The sequence below is a fragment of the Desulforhabdus amnigena genome (assembly GCF_027925305.1).
Classification (GTDB): domain Bacteria; phylum Desulfobacterota; class Syntrophobacteria; order Syntrophobacterales; family Syntrophobacteraceae; genus Desulforhabdus; species Desulforhabdus amnigena.
This window is the reverse complement of sequence record NZ_BSDR01000001.1, coordinates 3,670,373-3,688,561: the sequence shown is the minus strand read 5'-3', so window position 1 is coordinate 3,688,561 and position 18,189 is coordinate 3,670,373. Positions and strand designations below refer to the sequence as shown.

Annotated in this window: 10 protein-coding genes; 2 read left to right on the top strand and 8 right to left on the bottom strand. The window is 54.2% G+C overall.

The window, feature by feature from the left end; translation table 11 throughout:
* Positions 1-24: 24 nt before the first annotated feature.
* From acsB to QMG16_RS15620, 7 genes are all read right to left on the bottom strand, one after another.
* Positions 25-2,238, bottom strand: a complete 2,214-nt coding sequence (gene acsB, locus QMG16_RS15650) for an acetyl-CoA decarbonylase/synthase complex subunit alpha/beta (RefSeq protein WP_281795741.1) — start codon at positions 2,236-2,238, stop codon at positions 25-27.
* A 130-nt stretch (positions 2,239-2,368) separates the two neighbouring features.
* Complete coding sequence (gene cooS / locus QMG16_RS15645) at positions 2,369-4,327, bottom strand: anaerobic carbon-monoxide dehydrogenase catalytic subunit (protein WP_281795740.1); 1,959 nt, start codon at positions 4,325-4,327, stop codon at positions 2,369-2,371.
* Positions 4,328-4,416: 89 nt separating this feature from the next.
* Positions 4,417-5,358 (bottom strand): acetyl-CoA decarbonylase/synthase complex subunit delta, encoded by a 942-nt coding sequence (locus QMG16_RS15640; protein ID WP_281795738.1) that lies wholly within the window; start codon positions 5,356-5,358, stop codon positions 4,417-4,419.
* Positions 5,359-5,972: 614 nt separating this feature from the next.
* A complete protein-coding gene (locus QMG16_RS15635) occupies positions 5,973-6,410 on the bottom strand; it encodes a DUF5661 family protein (RefSeq protein WP_281795737.1) in 438 nt (145 codons plus the stop codon).
* A 107-nt stretch (positions 6,411-6,517) separates the two neighbouring features.
* Positions 6,518-6,874 (bottom strand): DUF488 domain-containing protein, encoded by a 357-nt coding sequence (locus tag QMG16_RS15630; protein ID WP_281795736.1) that lies wholly within the window; start codon positions 6,872-6,874, stop codon positions 6,518-6,520.
* A 197-nt stretch (positions 6,875-7,071) separates the two neighbouring features.
* On the bottom strand, positions 7,072-10,272 hold the full coding sequence (gene carB / locus QMG16_RS15625; protein ID WP_281795735.1) for a carbamoyl-phosphate synthase large subunit: 3,201 nt from the start codon (positions 10,270-10,272) through the stop codon (positions 7,072-7,074).
* A gap of 598 nt (positions 10,273-10,870) precedes the next feature.
* A complete protein-coding gene (locus QMG16_RS15620) occupies positions 10,871-11,206 on the bottom strand; it encodes a hypothetical protein (protein ID WP_281795734.1) in 336 nt (111 codons plus the stop codon).
* A gap of 235 nt (positions 11,207-11,441) precedes the next feature.
* Between QMG16_RS15620 and QMG16_RS15615 the strand changes: the two genes are divergently transcribed.
* Both QMG16_RS15615 and QMG16_RS15610 read left to right on the top strand, forming a co-directional pair.
* Complete coding sequence (locus tag QMG16_RS15615; RefSeq protein ID WP_281795733.1) at positions 11,442-11,723, top strand: hypothetical protein; 282 nt, start codon at positions 11,442-11,444, stop codon at positions 11,721-11,723.
* A 104-nt stretch (positions 11,724-11,827) separates the two neighbouring features.
* Entirely contained in the window at positions 11,828-17,830 is a 6,003-nt protein-coding gene (locus QMG16_RS15610; protein ID WP_281795732.1) for an alpha-2-macroglobulin family protein, read from the top strand.
* Here QMG16_RS15610 and QMG16_RS15605 read toward each other — a convergent pair.
* Positions 17,811-18,170, bottom strand: coding sequence for a hypothetical protein (locus QMG16_RS15605; protein ID WP_281795730.1), 360 nt, complete (start codon positions 18,168-18,170; stop codon positions 17,811-17,813). The genes QMG16_RS15610 and QMG16_RS15605 overlap by 20 nt on opposite strands.
* Positions 18,171-18,189 lie beyond the last annotated feature (19 nt).

Here is an 18,189-nt window from a genome sequence, read left to right as displayed (position 1 = left end):
AATCCCCCTGCTCTTCCAGAGTCCCTATCCTAGAATCGATTCCATGGTCAAAGCTGGATGGCCCACTTTTTCGAGGAAGGCGTAGATTTCATCTTCGGTGGTTCCATTTTCCTCGGTGGCGATCATATCGATGAAATTCGGAATTCCAATTTCTTCACCGCGTTTCATCAGGCGTTCCCGAATCTCATCCTTGAACATCTTGGGCATCCATACAAGCCGCTTCAAACCACCGTCACCAGCAATGAACTTGCGCTGGGTGACATTGTATTTACTGTGACCCACAAAGCCGGGCGTAACGTTGCCACCGCCGATGGTTCCCGCCAGAGTGGTGAACTTCATTCCACTGGGGGTCATACCGGTGTAGTCGCGGTTTACCGTCATGACGCCGTTGCACATGGGAAGTACGGCGGCGATGCATTCGCAGCACCCGCAAGTGGTCATGGGATCGTAAACGATGCTGTAGAAGTTGTAGCTGGAAACGGACTGGCGCGACGCCTTGTAGACGAAATCGTTGACGCCCTTCCAGTTGCCGAGCTTGGCATCCAGGGTATCCCCCTTCTGAATGGGCTGGTTGGGACCCGTGGGGTTGATTTCAAAGGATGCCTTACAATCCAGCCAGTTGTAGGCACCACAAAGACCGGTGCGTTCCGGGCTGATGACGCAGACGTGGGTGGGAGCAAAGGATTGGCAAAGCGTGCAGGAGTAGTAGGTCTCGGTTCCTTCATCCGTCATGCCTTCGATGCGCTCATCGCGCGTCTTGTAGGCTTTCTGGGCCAGGGGAACCATCTCGTTGACCTTCTTTTCATCAGTGTAGATTTTGACCTGGCATTTGTCGAAAATCGCTCCAAAGTCCTGATGATATTTGGCATGCAGGATTTTCCCGATGTGCTCGAGAGTAAAACCCTTCTCTACCGCCTGTTTGCCGATGCGATACCAGGCAATGTCACGCTGCCCGATGTGCATGATCCCCTGGGCATAGTTCACCAAATGGTGGATCTGCCGCTCGAGGATGGGTTCATAATCTTCCTGCATCTTGCGGCCTGCAACCTGCACCACGACCGCCAGGGGAAGCCTGCTTCCGGGCTTGACATCCTTGATGTCGGGACCGATGACTTCCACTCTGCCGTCTTCAACCTCACTCATATCGGCAATCTGAACGAGCTCACAGCAAGGGGTCTTGCCACCGCCGCATTCCAGGTAGACGTCATCCTTGCGTACCCGTTCCCCTTCAAACGCCGGCCCGTAAGAAACGGGGATGGGAATTTCCGTGACGGCCACCTTGAGTCCGCGCACTTCAATGGACTTGGCCGTCATCTGGTCATGAGGCACACTGGATACCACGTGCTCATAGGTACAGATACCCGTGGGAAGAATTTCAGGAATATCCGTATCCGCGATGGTGGGGAAGCCCCAGTTGATGGCGCCCGCGGCATTGGCCGCCCATTCGGCGTTGACTTCACCGAGGGCGTTCACGAAGGCGAAGACGCGGTCCTTGTTGTACTTGAGCACCGTCGCGTAATCGCCGGGTTTTACCCCACCGAAGGCCATGGCGGCCCTGTTGGCAAAACCCAGGGCAAACACCGCCGCCGAAATATCCGGACCAAACGGCACGAGACGGGTTCCCCATCCGACCTGCACGCCGGCTTCCACCAGCTGTTCGGCGAAGGTGGTGCCGGACTGGTTGGCGCACATGAAGATGTAGAGGTTCTTCTTCTGATAGTCTTCGGCGATCATCTTGGCGATTTCAGGATTGGGCGCGGCCCCCACGATGGCGGCAAACCCGGGCGCACTGCCGTCCACAAATTCAACACCGCGCTTTCTCATGATGGTATCGTCTGCGGCTCCCAGCCAGATCTTGCCGTTTTCAACATCACAATCTTCACCCAGCAGATAAAAATCAGGGTCTTCCACGTAACGGATGGCTTCAAAGACTTCCTCAGCCAGGATGGCTGCCATACCGGCATCCAGAGTGTGCCCCAGATAAGGGACATGAATGGGGCCTTTGATATGAGGCGGCAACAACTCCTTACATTGTTTGAGCACCGCCTCCGCATCGGCCAGTTTTTCCACCTTGATACCCAGAACCGAATAAATGACGGGCAGATAATAAGCCGTGTTGGGGAAAGCCAGCGGCTGATTGGGACCGTATTTGTCCATTGCCCGTTTGAAAGCACCTTCCACCTTAGAGACTATATTGTATGCGCCTTGAATCGCGGCAAAAGCGACTAACCTGGACATGTTCTACTCCTCTTCTTAAGGGCCATTTCCCTTCACGTATAAATCCGTTGCATCGGCTTCAAACCGACATTTCTTCGAGGGAAGGGGGAAAAGCCGCTTCAAACCGGCAGCCCCCCCATTTCAGCCGGCCTTACGAGACCCGTCGATCTTCCATGCTGAAGAGCTTGCGTTCACGCTCTCCCATGATCCCCAGAGCCATTCTCTTCTTATCGATATGGGCGATCATCTTATGAGCCATCTCGATAGGATCTACCGCAAAGTCCCATTTCCCGAGCCCTTGCTCCTCCAGACCTTCAAAGAGTAGTTTATGGAACTTGGTCCCCTCTATACTGGGGAAGGTCACACCAAAAATGGTGTAAACACCCGAAGCTACAAAATAATGTCCAATGGAAATCGCCTTCTCACTCATGTATTCAGGCGCCGCTCCCGCAACAGGAAGGTCGGCAATGCTGTCGCCAAGGCCTCCTGTGCGGACCATTTCCGCGCAGGCGATGAGAATACGGCTGTTGTCCACGCAGGAACCCAGACTCAAAACAGGAGGCATACCCACTGTTTCACAGACTTCCCGCAGACCATCCCCGGCCAGCACGGCTGCATCGGGCTTCATCAACCCTGCTTTGGCCAACGAAATCTGGGAACATCCCGTCTGCACCACCAGAACATTGTTCTTGATCAACTCTTTCACACATTCCACATGCACGTAGTCATGCTTCACGCGAATGTTGGTACAACCCACCACACCGGCTACACCACGGATGCGCCCGTTGATGATATTTTCATTCAGAGGCGTATAAGACCCCCGGAACTTCCCTCCCAGCATGTAATTGACGTATTCATGGGAGAAGCCGTGGATTCCCAGGTCACGGCGATTGGGAATCTCGATGCGGGCCGTACGGTTTTGAAAACGGTTGACAGCCATTTCAACGATCTTGTCGGTGCATTCCCGGGGAGTATGTTCGTGGAATTCTATGTGGGTGGCTCCGTCGATCTTGGCCCGGGGGTTCGTGGTGAAAAACCTGGTCCCGTAGCATTCCGAAAGCTTGGAAAGTGCCTGCATGATACACTGCACATCCACCGCCATCGCATCCACCGCACCCGTTACGATAACCGCTTCCGTGCTCATGAAATTGCCCGCATGGGGAATGCCATGGCGACCCAGCACCTCGGCCCCAGAACAGCACATGCCCAACAGGTTGATGCCTTTGGCCCCTGCGGCCTTGGCCTTTTCTATGTTCGCCGGATCATTGACCGAACTGATCATGGATTCGAAGAGGTTGGGTTCATGACCGTGGACGATGATGTTCACCTCGTCTTCCTTCAGATATCCCATGTTGACGCCGGCCACGATGGGCTTGGGGGTCCCGAACAGGATATCGGAAAGTTCCGTGGCCACCATGGACCCGCCCCAACCATCGGAAAGGGCGGTCCTGGAACATTGTTTGACGATATTGTTGTATTCCTGATCGACACCTATGTGGGTCCGGTGCATGATTTCCATGATTTCGCGCATGGCTCCACGGGGAACGATGCCGAGTTTATGCCACGTCTCCAAGGTCTTGGGCGGGACCCGCTTCGCGAAGGGGATTTCCCCTTCCACCTGAGTGTACGTCCGCTCCAGTTCTTCGTACAGATCCTTGGCGATATCCATGGTCTCGCGGCCTTCCACTTCAATCCCGATGCTCGCCGCTACATTGCGCAGTTTCGTTTCGTCTTTGATCTGATAATCCTTGATCCTTCCATTCACCACTTCGCGGAAGACATCGAGCATACTCATTCCATGATCGGTATGAGCCGCCGCACCGCTGGCAACCATTCTTGCAAAGTTACGCGCCGCGATGGTATCGATGGTCGCCCCGCATATACCCGTTTTTGCATAAGGATCTTTGGAATTCAAACGGCAGGGACCCATGAAGCAGTGCTTACAGCAGGCGGAATCGGCTCCAATGGGGCAAGGCTTCATCTCCGCAGCCCGCGTAAACGCCGTTTCCACCCCGTCTTTAGCGGCTTTTTCCAACATCTGAATCGTTGCTTCACAAATAGATACGTCCCGAAAATTGATTGGCTTTTGCTTTTTTTCTTCTTGCGACATAGTGCACCTCATTCCCCTTCCTGGGGTCATTAAAAGCTCCGGAGCGAAAACCGAATGAAACACGGCGTCATTCGACAAGCTTCCTTCGGCTACATCATTTTCTGGATGTATCCTCTGATCAGCTTCACCGTTTCAGGGTGGCGCAAAATCACCACGTCCGCTCCAGCCAGGAGCAAATCCACTGCCGTAATGGCTTCCATCAGCACCGCCCGTTGGGTGGGATCGCCCAATTGAGGAGCATCCTCCGCGCTCAGGTTGGCTTCCTTGGACTTCCACACTTCGTTGCCCACATTGGCGATGATGGGTTGCTGCAGTTTGTCGTCTTCCTGAGTCAACGCGGCCTGCACGATTCTTTCCATAACGGAATAGCTGTATTCCAGGCCGTAGCCCAAACCACCCGTGGTCGGATCGATGATGATGTCCTTGTTGTTGACCCCCAGGTTTCCGAGCAAGATATTGAGTTGTTTTGCAAGATTGACGTCGATGGGGGAGGAAGAAACCACGACGTGCTGATAGCCCAGGCACGCTGCGCCAATCTGCTTGTAGTCCCCTTCTTCCACCGGGGATATGGCCAACCGCTTGCCGGTGCACTTCTCGGCAACAGCACGCATGACCTCCGTGTCTTTCTCGTGGTTGGCCACACCCCAAACCACCACGGGCACATCCACGGCGTCCACGACCTTCTTCACCACCTCCGCCACTTCGGCTGCGGGCTTGTTGTCCGCATTGGGGTCGGCACTCTTGGTCTGGACGACCAAAATGTCCGCACCATATTCCACGCATTTTTTGGCCCAGGCGACAGGATCCCCCAAAACATCTTTATAGGGCGCCTTTGCGGCCTCACACCAATCTTCCGAAGGGTCCTTGTCCCAAATCTCCATAGCTATTTTAGGGGGGTTGGGAATCTCACCTTCGAAGGAATGGAACGGATAAACGGCTTTGCCGCCAACGACCACCGCCTTATCTCCGACTCCAAGCGTCACTTCCCTAATTTTTCCCGAATAAACTTGTTTCGATGGTTGAAAAGCCAAGGCTGGGTCCTCCTTTCAATTCAGTACCTGTTGGATTGACTCTACCGGTAGCCACCTGTGAACCCTACACTCTTCTCCTTTTTTCAATTGAGAAACAAATCACGCAACGGCAGAACGCAAAAACCCCTATCGCTCAAGCACAAAATGCGCAAAGCTCAGCGGCAGAACACACTCAGAAAACATGGGAGCAATTCATTGATATCATAGAAGATTCTTCTTCTACTGCTTAGAAAAGACTCTATCGGTTTACAACAAATCGGGAATGGAAATCTGCAATCGCAAAGAAAAAGAACAGGAGAAAAACAGCAAAGGATCAGAATACACAGAAAGAGAAAGAGCAACCGATAAGAATTGGAGATCGACAGCTCAGGGGGGCTCACACGAGCCTCCCCTCATTGAGGGCAAGTTCCACTTGACTTGATAGTCAATACTTTCATACAGAAATAGCGGTCAAATGTCAACCCGGTTTATATCGTTGCGCAACATTGCACAAAAAAAAGACAAGCCATTGGAGTTATCCAGGGAAGTCCGCATTTCGAAACGGTTTCCGCGGAACTGTTTTTTTGAAGCCATAAAAAAAGCCGGATGCATGAAGCATCCGGCCCTCGATGCGCCTATTTCAATTCGGCGTTTTCCGCTTGACTGAGGGCAAGCTTCGCTTTCACCAACCTTTTATAATAGGATTCCACCTTTTCCGGCTTATTGGCAAGAACCGCCTTCAGCAAGTCACCCTCCAGTTCGGCAACTTCGAGTCTTTCATAATAATCCAGCATTTCTTTGAAATGAGCGATGACGATTTTGCCCGTCAGGAGGGGATGATTATTGGTGACATTGGCGTCTTTAAATTGAATGCCATGCTCCAGTTCAACCTCGAGCCCCATGCGGAAGCGCTCCAGGTCAATATCCATTCCCTCGGGGTTGAGTTCGGAAAGAATGATCCGGGCTTCTTCCAGCGATACCTTGCCGTCCGTCAACCGGGTCCAGTCACTGATATTGAGCAGCTTACAGACTCTTTGCACCTCTTCCCTGGTCACATATTCGGGCAATTCCATATTCTCCTCCTTCCGATTTGTCGGACAAACCTCCGTTCTCATGAATCACGAACCGATCACAACGGGCAAACGAAGTCTCGACCTCCTGTTTCGTCACGTAATTTTTCCTATTCTTTCATCCTTTCTTTCAGGTACTCCTCAAGTGCGACGGCATTATTGAATTCTCGATCTTTGGCGGCAAAAACCAAAGTCACCGAATGTTTTATCGCTGCTTTCATCAGTTCTTCCACGACTTCGGGCCTCTCATCGAGTTCCTGAAAGTAGCGATTCTTGAATTCCTTCCATTTGTTCGGATCGTGACCGAACCATTTGCGTAATTCGTCACTCGGCGCGATCTCCTTTAGCCACACGTCAAGGCGAGCCGCTTCCCTGCCGACGCCTCGAGGCCAGATCCGATCGATCAGAACCCTGTATCCGTCATCTTCCCCAGGAGGATCATAAGCACGTTTCAGGCGAATGGACATGAGCGGGGCACCTCCCCGATTTCCTTTATTTGCCTTCTCGAAAAAAATACCGGCAAAACCGCGATCCGTTTATTCTTGTTAAGGACCGCTCAAAAGAAATGCAATACATCCCGAGGTCTTCGCCCCGCGGAACACTCATTTTCAGACAACAAACCGTCCACATCACACCAACTCACGAAATATGGAGACAAACGTCGTCAGCGAATATCCGCATGATAGTTCTGAATGGATTTAACGTCGCTCGCCCCCCGCCTGAAGGCCTCAATTCCCCGGGCCGTGGCTACAGCCGCCGCCAAGGTCGTGATATGAGGGACCTTATACTTGATGGCCGCCTTGCGAATGTAGGAATCGTCGTATTTGCTCAGCTTGCCGCTGGGGGTGTTGATGACCAGCTGAATTTCCCCATTCTTGATGGCATCCACAATATTGGGACGCCCCTCGTGCATCTTGTCTATGGGTTGAGCCGCTATCCCCTTTTCGTTAAAGAACCGCCAGGTCCCCCGGGTCGCCATGATTTTAAATCCCAGGCCTTCAAATCTTCTGGCTACCTGGAGGGAAGCCTGTTTTTCATTGTCCGAAACCGAGATCAAGACGGTCCCTTCCGATGGAAGACGCTCCCCTGCAGCCTCCTGCGCCTTGAAGAAGGCAAGCCCAAATGAATCCGCCATTCCCAATACTTCGCCCGTCGACCGCATCTCGGGCCCCAGAACAGGGTCCACCTCGGGAAACATGTTGAAGGGAAACACCGCTTCTTTCACTCCGAAATGAGGAATATGCCTGGTGACAAGCTTCTGCTCCGCCAGTTTTTTCCCCAGCATCAGCTGAGTGGCAATGCGGGCCATGGGGATGTTGCACACCTTGGAGACGAGGGGAACCGTACGCGATGCCCTGGGATTGGCTTCCAGCACATAGACCGTTTCGTCGGCAATGGCGTACTGCATGTTCATGAGCCCGACGACATGGAGCTCCACGGCGATTTTCCGGGTGTACTCCCGAATCGTTTCCATATGCCTTTCGGAAATGCTGATAGGGGGAATCACGCAGGCGGAATCCCCGGAATGAATGCCCGCCAGCTCGATGTGTTCCATCACGGCAGGCACGAAAGCGTCCGTCCCGTCTGCAATGGCATCCGCTTCGGCTTCGACGGCGTTTTCCAGGAATTTGTCGATGAGGATGGGGCGATCCGGAGTCACACCCACAGCCGCCGCCACGTAATTCTTGAGCATTTCCTCATCATGAACGACTTCCATGCCCCGGCCCCCCAAAACATAGGAAGGGCGGACCATGAGGGGATACCCGATCCTGCGGGCCACATCCAGAGCATCTTCCAGGGTACTCGCCATTCCCGATTCCGGCATGGGGATTCCCAACTTTTCCATCATCCGGCGGAACTGGTCCCGATCCTCCGCCAGATCAATGGCCTGAGGCGTCGTGCCGATGATTTTTACTCCCGCTTCGGCCAGTTCTCTCGCAATATTGAGAGGAGTCTGTCCTCCGAACTGAACGATGACCCCTTCCGGCTTTTCCTTTTCATAAATGCTGAGGACATCCTCGACGGTTATAGGTTCGAAGTAGAGTTTATCGGAAGTGTCATAATCCGTTGAAACCGTCTCCGGATTGCAGTTGACCATAATGGTTTCAAAGCCCTGGTCCCGAAGGGCGAAGGCGGCGTGCACACAGCAATAATCGAATTCGATGCCCTGTCCGATCCGGTTGGGACCTCCACCGATCACCATGATCTTTCGGCGGTCGCTGGTCGCCACCTTGTCCGGAGCGTTGTAGGTGGAATAGTAATAGGCGGCGTTTTCCACTCCACTTACAGGAACGGGTTCCCATCCCTGCAGGATTCCGAGAGCTTTCCTGCGCTCTCGAATCTTCTTTTCCGGAATCTCCAGGAGCTGCGAAAGATAGCGGTCCGCAAAACCGTCCTTCTTCGCCCGAGACAGCAGTTCATCCGGCAGGTCCCCCCCCTTATATCGAAGGATTTCCTCTTCCAGATCCACCAGCTCCTTCATCTGCTGAATGAACCAATGCTTGATATGGGTCTTTTCATGAAGGGCATCCACGGACGCCCCCTTTCGAAGGGCCTCATACATGATGAACTGGCGTTCGCTGGTGGGGGAGGAGAGAAGCTCCATGAGTTCATCGAGGTTTTTTTCATGAAAATCCCTGGCAAAACCCAATCCGTAGCGCCCGTTTTCCAGAGAGCGGATCGCTTTCTGGAAAGCTTCCTTGTATGTCTTTCCGATACTCATCACCTCACCCACGGCACGCATCTGGGTCCCCAGCCGGTCTTCCACTCCCTTGAACTTTTCAAAGGCCCAGCGTGCGAACTTCACCACCACATAGTCCCCCCAGGGAGTATACTTTTCCAGGGTGCCTTCCCTCCAGTAGGGGATTTCATCCAGCGTGAGTCCTCCGGCGAGGCTCGCGGAAATGAGAGCGATGGGAAACCCGGTGGCCTTGGATGCAAGAGCCGATGAGCGGGACGTCCTGGGGTTGATCTCGATCACCACCACCCGCCCCGTTTTGGGGTCGTGCGCGAACTGCACATTGGTTCCCCCGATCACTTCAATGGCCTCGACGATGTCGTAAGAATATTTCTGCAACCGTTTTTGCAGTTCCGGATCGATGGTGAGCATGGGAGCGGTGCAATAGGAATCGCCGGTGTGGACCCCCATGGCGTCCACATTTTCAATGAAACAGACCGTGATGCGCTGATTTTTGGCATCCCGCACCACTTCCAGTTCGAGCTCTTCCCATCCCAGCACGGATTCTTCCACCAGGATCTGACCGATGAGGCTCGCTGAAAGTCCACGACTGGCAACCGTCTGCAGCTCTTCAACATTGTAGACGAGCCCGCCGCCCGTTCCCCCCATGGTGTAGGCGGGACGAATCACCACGGGATATCCCAGGCGCGAAGCGATTTCCTCGGCAGCTTCCACGCTGAAAGCCGGTTCGCTCCGAGGCATCTCGATCCCCAATCGATCCATTGTTTGCTTGAAAGCGATGCGATCCTCCCCCCGTTCGATGGCGTCCGCCTGGACTCCGATGATTTTTACACCGTATTGATCCAGAATACCCCGGCGAGCCAGTTCCGCACTGAGGTTGAGCCCCGTTTGCCCCCCAAGATTGGGAAGGATGGCGTCGGGACGCTCCTTTTCGATGATCTTCGTCATGGTCTCCACCGTAAGTGGTTCCACATAAGTCACATCCGCCATTTCGGGGTCGGTCATGATGGTTGCGGGATTGGAATTGACCAGCACGATCTCATAACCGAGCCTGCGAAGCGCCTTGCAGGCCTGAGTCCCGGAATAATCGAATTCACAGGCCTGGCCGATAACGATGGGTCCAGAACCTATGATCATCACTTTCTTGATATCTTCTCGTCTTGGCATCGAGCATCACCCTCCCCACTTTGAAAAACGTCGTTTACTGACTGCAACACCTTGCAGAACCGAACTTGACATTGTCAGATTTCATAACCACGGAGACTCGGAGATTAGCCGGCTCCCAAGAAAATCGCGAATGGAAGCCACTCCTGCAAAAATACAATGATCAACCATTGCGAGCATAAGTATCACTAAATTTTATTTTTCGCCAGATATCAGCAATCCTCCTCTGGAAGCCCGGAAATGGAACGTTCATATTCCGGGCAGTTCCACTTTGCCCGAAAGGAACAACCGCCAGGAATCGAACAGGCTCTTTAAGCCATACTGAAGAAAGGGCGTGTCGCCGTTCGGAGGGATGTTTAACTCGACATTGTCGGATTTTATCTGAACCACGGAGACCCTGAGAACACGGAGATTTCATTTGGAGGTCTTTCTCCGTGCCCTCTGTGTCTCCGTGGTTAATGTGACAATGTTGTTGCGTTAAACGGGGGAATAGATACAGGAAGGAAGGACAGGGGCCTGGGCGAATGGTTCTCTTTCAGGCCCTGTCTTTTGAAAGCGGGTATGGTTCTTTCGATAGAGCACTCAAACCAGACAATCAATCTCAAGGATGCCTTTTATGATAGTGCTTCTCTACCCATCTGGGATGAACATGCCTGTATTCGACGACCGTGGGACGTTCCACAACCACCACGCGGCGAGGCCTGACCACTACCGGCGCAGGCGCTACCACTACGGGAGCGCGTCTGACCACGACGGGCGGAGGCGCCACATATACGGGCGCCGGTGCGACATAAAAGCCGGGAAGCGGCACATCGATTCCCACATGGACATCCACACCACCCGCCCCGGCTTTTGATACACCCAGCAGCAGAGCCGGTATCATTAACAACATGATCTTGAACATAAAAGCCCGCATCATTCCCTTGCCTTGCTTCATATGTCTCCTCCTCTTTAAATGCCAAGACCGCAAATTGAACAGACGAAAAAACTTTCATCGATGGGAAAGCCGTAAAGCAATTCACATACCGAAATGCGGCCATGCTCCAAAAGGCAATCGTTCCTCCTTGAACGCACGGTTCTCTCAACCCGCCTTTCCGGCGCCATGAGAATATTTTCAGGCGATATTTCGAAGAGTCTATACATCCGGGCATAGAATCTGTCAACAAGCCACCATGACCGGACAGGCCACACAAACCGTGTGTGGTGAAAATCAGCCTAAATGGATCCGCGGATTACACAGATTTTCGCAGATTGAGGAACTTTCTATCTTTGGGTTGGTAGGATTTATTGAATCTATGCAATCTGCGGATAAAAAGAGACAGGATTTTTGTCTTGAAAACAAGCCATTCGAACATGGCATTTTAATTAAATATCGTCAAAAACTCTTTTTTTCGACCAAAGCCTGCGGTGAAACCGTGGAAAAATCCTTGGAACACCTTGTGAATTCAGTGTAAAGTGCTATCTCAGTCAGGACATGCAATTTGGAATCATTCGATGAAGCCTGCGGCAAGAGATGATCGGCAACCCTCTCCACAGTGATGACCTGGAGGTGATGTCAATGCCAAGACACCCGGATATTTCGCATTTGTCTCATGATGATCGGTACAAGGGGAAAATATTCCTGCTCTCGATGCTCTTGTCGATGCTTTTGTCTCTTGGCTTCCTCCTTGAGGCCCTCCCCGGCCATGCAAAGGATACCCCCCTTTCCTCAGGCACTTCCGGACCCCCACTGAAGATTCTTCGTATCACTCCATCCGGCGAGGATGTACCGCCTGGACGTCAGATCGTGTTTCTATTCGACCGATCCGTCGTGCCCCTGGGGCGCATGGAGCGCAGTGCGTCCGAAATCCCCATTACCATCGAACCGCAGCTCAACTGCCTGTGGAGGTGGCTGAATCCTTCGACCCTCGCATGTCAGTTGAATGAAAAGGACGCTCTTCTTCCGGCCACGCGCTACCGCATTTCCATCGCTCCGGGAATCACGGCGGAAGACAACTCCACCCTCGCCCAGCCGGTTTCTCACTCCTTCATCACGGAACGCCCCAGGGTAACGGATACATGGTTCAGAACGTGGGCATCACCGGGCACCCCGAAAATCTCCGTACGTTTCAATCAGCCGGTCACGCAAGCCTCCCTGGCCGCACATCTCTTTTTCCAGGTCACGGGTGGGAAACGCATTCCTGCCAGGGTTGAACCAGATTCCGAATACCAACGTTCTCCCGATTCGGAGTCCTGCCGCGTGTGGATTGCGGCTCCACAAAGAGAGCTTCCCAAGGACGCTTCCGTCTCTTTGCGGGTGGAACCGGGGATTGTTTCGACACAGGGGCCGGAACCGGGAATCGAGAATCGGCGCATCGATTCTTTCGACACTTTCCCGGAATTTCGTTTTCTCGGCGTTGAGTGCAAGGACAAGGCAAACAATGCTTTTGTCATCCGTCCAGGTAAAGCCACCCCTTCCGAGCGCCGGTGCCTTCCTTCGGGTGGGGTCTCCCTGCTCTTTTCATCCCCGGTTCTCAAGACGGAAATTCAGAAGGGTTTGCAGATCACTCCCCCCCTGACCGGCAAGGGCACAGAACCGGATCCCTGGGAATGGGTCTATACGGATTCACGACTTTCGGAACCGTATGAGAAGGGAAAAACGTACCCGGTATTTCTCCCCGAAGAGATCCTCAAGCCTTTCACTTCCTATCGCCTGCAGTCTCCTTCCGAAGCCGTCAAAGACGAATTCGGCCGCCCGCTCGTTTCCCCCATCGACCTTCCTTTCGCCACAGACCACAGGGCGCCCGATTTTGCCCTCACAAACCACCTACCCATCCTGGAAAAGGGGCTCGATACCGACGCTCATCTTTGGGCGGTGAATCTGGATGAAATAAAAGTCCACTACGAAACCCTCACCACTGAAGGGAAAAAGCCTCTCCAAACAAAAATCATCAAGGTTCCTGGGCCCCGAGACGCTTCCATTCCCGTTCCCCTCGGAATACGTGAAATGCTTTCCGAACATTCCGGGATTGCTCAGGGGACCTTCGCCACCAACCCAACTGTCCCCGGCAAGTCTCCTGAAGATGCATGGTTTTTCGCCCAGATCACCCCCTTCCAGGTGCACGTGAAACTGGGGCATTACAATACGGTCGTCTGGGTCACCGACCTTCAGACAGGAAGTCCCGTGCCCGGCGTTGAGGTGCAGATACTCAAGGAGACTTTTCAAGACTTCGGGGAAAAACCGGAGATCCTCTCCGACATAAAAACCGGGGAAGACGGTGTTGCAAAACTTGCGGGAACGGTCGTTTTGGATCCGGAATTGAAGCTCTTGTGGGCTTACAAGCCGGAAGAGCCCCGCCTTTTCGTGCGGTGCCAAAAGGGAGAGGACCTGGCGGTGCTGCCCCTGAGATACGAATTTCAGGTGGCCGCTGAAGGAGCCAACCGGGAATTCATTCCCGATTGGCTCCGCCCCCTTCACGGCCACATGCGCTCCTGGGGTTCTACCGCCCAGGGGATTTACAAGGTGGGAGACACCATTCAGTTCAAGATTTATGTACGCAATCAGGACAACCTGCGGTTCACACCTCCACCCGGTGCAGACGGGGTTTTGGCGTCCTCCTCCCTCCCCACGGAACCGCAATCATCGGTTGAAGATGCCGGACAAAAGCCCTCCATCCCCGCATCCCCCAAATACCGGCTGAAAGTTCAAGACCCAATGGGAAAGGTGATTTACGAACTCGAAGACATTCAGATCTCCCCCTTTGGAGCCTTCAATGGAGAAGTCCCCATCCCCAGGAACGGAGCCGTGGGCTGGTATCGTTTTGTGCTCTCCGCCAATTTTTCTCAGGAAGAGTGGGAACCCATGCGGGTTCTGGTGAGCGATTTCACTCCCGCTCCCTTCCGAGTCACCACAGATCTGAATGGAAAGACGTTTCAGACGGGAGATACGGTCAAAGTCTCCACCGAAGCAAAACTACACGCGGGTGGGCCATACAGCCGGGCCAACGTGAAAGTCAACGCCACCCTCGATGCGCGCCCTTTTGTTCCCGAAAACCCCAGGGCCCGCGGGTTTCAGGTGGACGTATTGGAAGCCGGGGAAAATGAAACAACCGGGCCCCAGACACTTTATGAGACTCAGGGCACTTTGAGTGACACGGGGTCCTTCGAAACTGAATTCAAAATCGTCGAAACTCCCGTCTGGTACGGGCAGCTCACCGTGGAAAGCGCCGTGCAGGACGACCGTGGAAAATCCATCGCCAACCGGGCCACGGCGACCTGCTTCGGGCGGGACCGCTATGTGGGACTCTTGCAGGAAGACTGGGTCCTGCAGGAGGGAAAACCTGCCGGGCTGCGGATCCTGGTGATAGACCCCCGGGGCAATCCCGTCGAAGGAGTGAAGATCGGGGTCAAGACGGAATACGAAGAAACGAAGGGGGCACGGGTCAAGGGGGCCGGAAATGCGTATCTGACTCAATACGTGCACGAATGGCTGGAAGAGGAGCAGTTTGAGCTGGTATCGACCGCCGACCCGCTGGATGTGAAGTTCACTCCCAAACATGCGGGGACCTTGAGGATAACAGCGGCCATTCAAGACACGCAAGGACGCACCCACAAGACGGTGCTCCGACGCTGGGTAACGGGGAGAGGCCACATTTTGTGGGAATCCATTCCCGGCAATCTGCTCAATATCTTCCCTGAAAAATCGGACTATCACGTGGGCGAGACCGCCCGTTTCCTCGTTCAAAACCCCTTCCCGGGAGCAAGAGCGCTCATCACGGTGGAGCGTTTCGGCGTGTTGCAAAGTTGGGTGAAAACCCTTGAGAGCAGCACCGAAATCGTGGAAATTCCCGTTCTGCCCGACTACCTTCCCGGATTTTACGCATCGGTGATGGTGACGAGCCCACGAGTGGAAAAACCCATGGGGCCGGGGGGAGAAGATCTGGGGAAACCCACTTTCAGGATGGGGTACGTCAAGGTTCCAGTGAAGGACCCTTATAAGGAAATCAGCGTGAACGTTCGACCGGAGAAAGAAGTCTACAAACCCAGGGACACCGTCACAGTGAACCTGGAGGCTCATGTGCGAAACCCTGCGCCCGGAACCACCCCGCCCCCCGTGGAACTGGCTGTGGCGGTGCTCGACGAATCGGTTTTCGACCTTCTGCATCAGGGCAGTAAAGCTTTCGATCCCTATGAAGGGTTTTACCGCCTGGATGAACTGGACCTCGCCAACTTTAATCTCCTCATGCACCTGGTGGGCAGGGAAAAGCTCGAGCTCAAGGGTGCCGGTGCCGGGGGAGGCGGCGGCCCGGACCTCAGCATGCGTTCGGTCTTCAAATTCGTCTCCTATTGGAACCCTTCGCTTCGAACGGACGCGGAAGGAAAAGCCACCATTCAGTTTGAAGTCCCGGACAATCTCACGGGGTGGCGAGTGCTCGCCATGGCCGTGACCCCGGAAGACCGCATGGGACTGGGAGAAGGGGTTTTCCGAGTGAACCAGTCCACCGAAATCCGGCCCGCGCTTCCCAATCAGGTGACGGAAGGGGATCGTTTCGAAGCCGGTTTTTCCCTCTTGAACCGGACGGATGAAACCCGCACCCTGGAGGTCACCCTGAGCGCCGAAGGGCCCGTCGAGGCTCCCGGGACATCCCAACCGCTTCCTGCGGGCGAAATCCGCAAGGGTGAGTATTCCATCAGCCTGACCCGTCAGGTTACCGCTGAGCCCTACAAGCGCATCACGGTTTACCTTCCCGTGCAGACCAAGGGGCACGGCGAGATCACCTTCACGGCCCTTGCGGGAGACGACAAGGACCGGGACGGCATCATAAAGACCCTCAAGGTGCTGCGGAGCCAAACGCCCGAAACGGCTGCAAGCTATGGCATGACTACGGACCCGGAAACGACCCGGTCCATCACGTTTCCGGAAAACATGCGCGAAGACACGGGAAGCCTCGGCGTGGAACTCTCGCCCACGGTCATCGGGGGACTCGAAGGGGCTTTCGAGTTCCTGCGAGATTATCCTTATGCCTGCTGGGAGCAGAGGCTTTCCCGGGGGGTCATGGCGGCATATTATAAAAAATTGAAGCCCTATCTGAATAAGGACTTTTCCTGGGATGAGAGCGGGAAGGCGGTGGAAGCGACCCTCGCCCTTGCGGCCGAACATCAGGCGCCCAACGGAGGAATGGCCTACTACGTTCCCAGAGACGAATACGCAGATCCCTATCTCAGTGCCTTCACAGCCCTCGCCTTCAACTGGCTGAAGGAAGAGGGTCATCGGCCTCCGCGCCAGGTGGAAGAAGGACTCCAGAATTATCTTCTGAATTTCCTGCGCCACGATGCCACAACCGCCCCATCCAGCAAAAGCATGACCGATACGGTGCGGGCCGTCGCTCTGGCGGCTCTCGCGGAGCAAGGCAAGGTCAACGCACCGGATGTCCTTCGCTACTCCGACCATGTCCCTGCCATGAGTCTTTTGGGAAAGGCTTTTTATCTGCGTGCATTGATTGACGCCGGCGGCAGCCCCAAAATCCAGCAGGATGTTCTCTCGGGCATTCTGGCTCATGCCGACCAAAGCTCCGGAGGGATTCTCTTCAGTAAGTCCCTGGACGCCGGCTACCGAATGCTTCTCACATCTCCCATTCGAGACAACTGCGTCGTCCTCGGTTCTTTGCTCGCTTACGAGGCCGCGAATCCATCCGATAGAACGCTCGGAGACATTCCCCTTCGCCTCATGCGGACCATCGCTTTGAGCCGCAAAGGGAAGGCTCACTGGGCCTCCACCCAGGAAAATCTCTTCGCCGTCAAAGCCATGGTCGATTTTGCACGCGTTTATGAAAAGGATTCGCCGGACATAACCGTTCAAACCTTTCTGGATAAAGAATCTCTTGGAGAAGCCCGGTTTACGGCCTTCGACAATCCACCCGTCCTCCTGGAAAGAGCGCTTCAGGCGGGAGATGCCGGACGAAAAGTGAAGGTCCGCATCGAAAAAACCGGCCAAGAGAGGCTTTATTACTCGACCCGCCTCACTTATTCGCCTTCGAAGATCAAAACGGATTCCATCAATTCCGGGATCGAGGTGCACAGGGAATACAGCGTCGAGAGGAAAGGCAAGTGGACCCTGCTCGAAGATCCCATGGAAATCAAAACGGGGGAGGTCGTGAGAGTGGACCTCTATGTTTCACTCCCTGCGGAACGGTACTTCGTGGTTGTGGAGGACCCCGTACCGGGAGGCTTGGAACCCGTCAGCCGGGATCTGGCGACAGCATCCATGATGGATGCCGACAAAGGCGAAATGGAATATCCAGAAGGGTCGTACCGGAACACTTTTGCTGAATGGATAGAAGATGCAATCTCCCGCTGGAGCTTCTACCACCGGGAATTGAGGCATGATGCGGCAAGGTTCTATTCCGAACGTTTGCCTGCGGGCCGCTATCACCTTTCCTATTCAGCCCAGGCCGTTTCACCCGGCGTATTCAGCGTGCTGCCCCTCCATGCCGAAGAAATGTACGAACCGGATGTCTTCGGGAAGGGGACTCCGGCGATGCTGCGCATTCAGGCAACGGATGCTACCTACGGACAATCGTAGAACCCAGGGAAGGCAAACGAGAATGTCCATGGGAACAACGGCTCGAGAATAAGCGTTTCGCTACATCCTCTATACCATCTCGGCTGGATGTGGTAATACCATCGGCCGTCGTGCCGAAAATACCACCGCCTGCCATCAAACGCATACTTTCCTCCGGCATGACGGTAATACTTCCAATGTCTTGACGGAGTATAATAGCGGTGCCCTTTATAGTATCCATGGCTTCCACTATAATAACGATATCCGTGTCTGCCGCGACGGTAATCGACCTTGCCATGGTTTCTGCCATAATGTTCAATTCTTCCGTGACCATCCCTGTGGAAACTTTTCTGATGGGCACCCCGATACGTTCTTTCAGA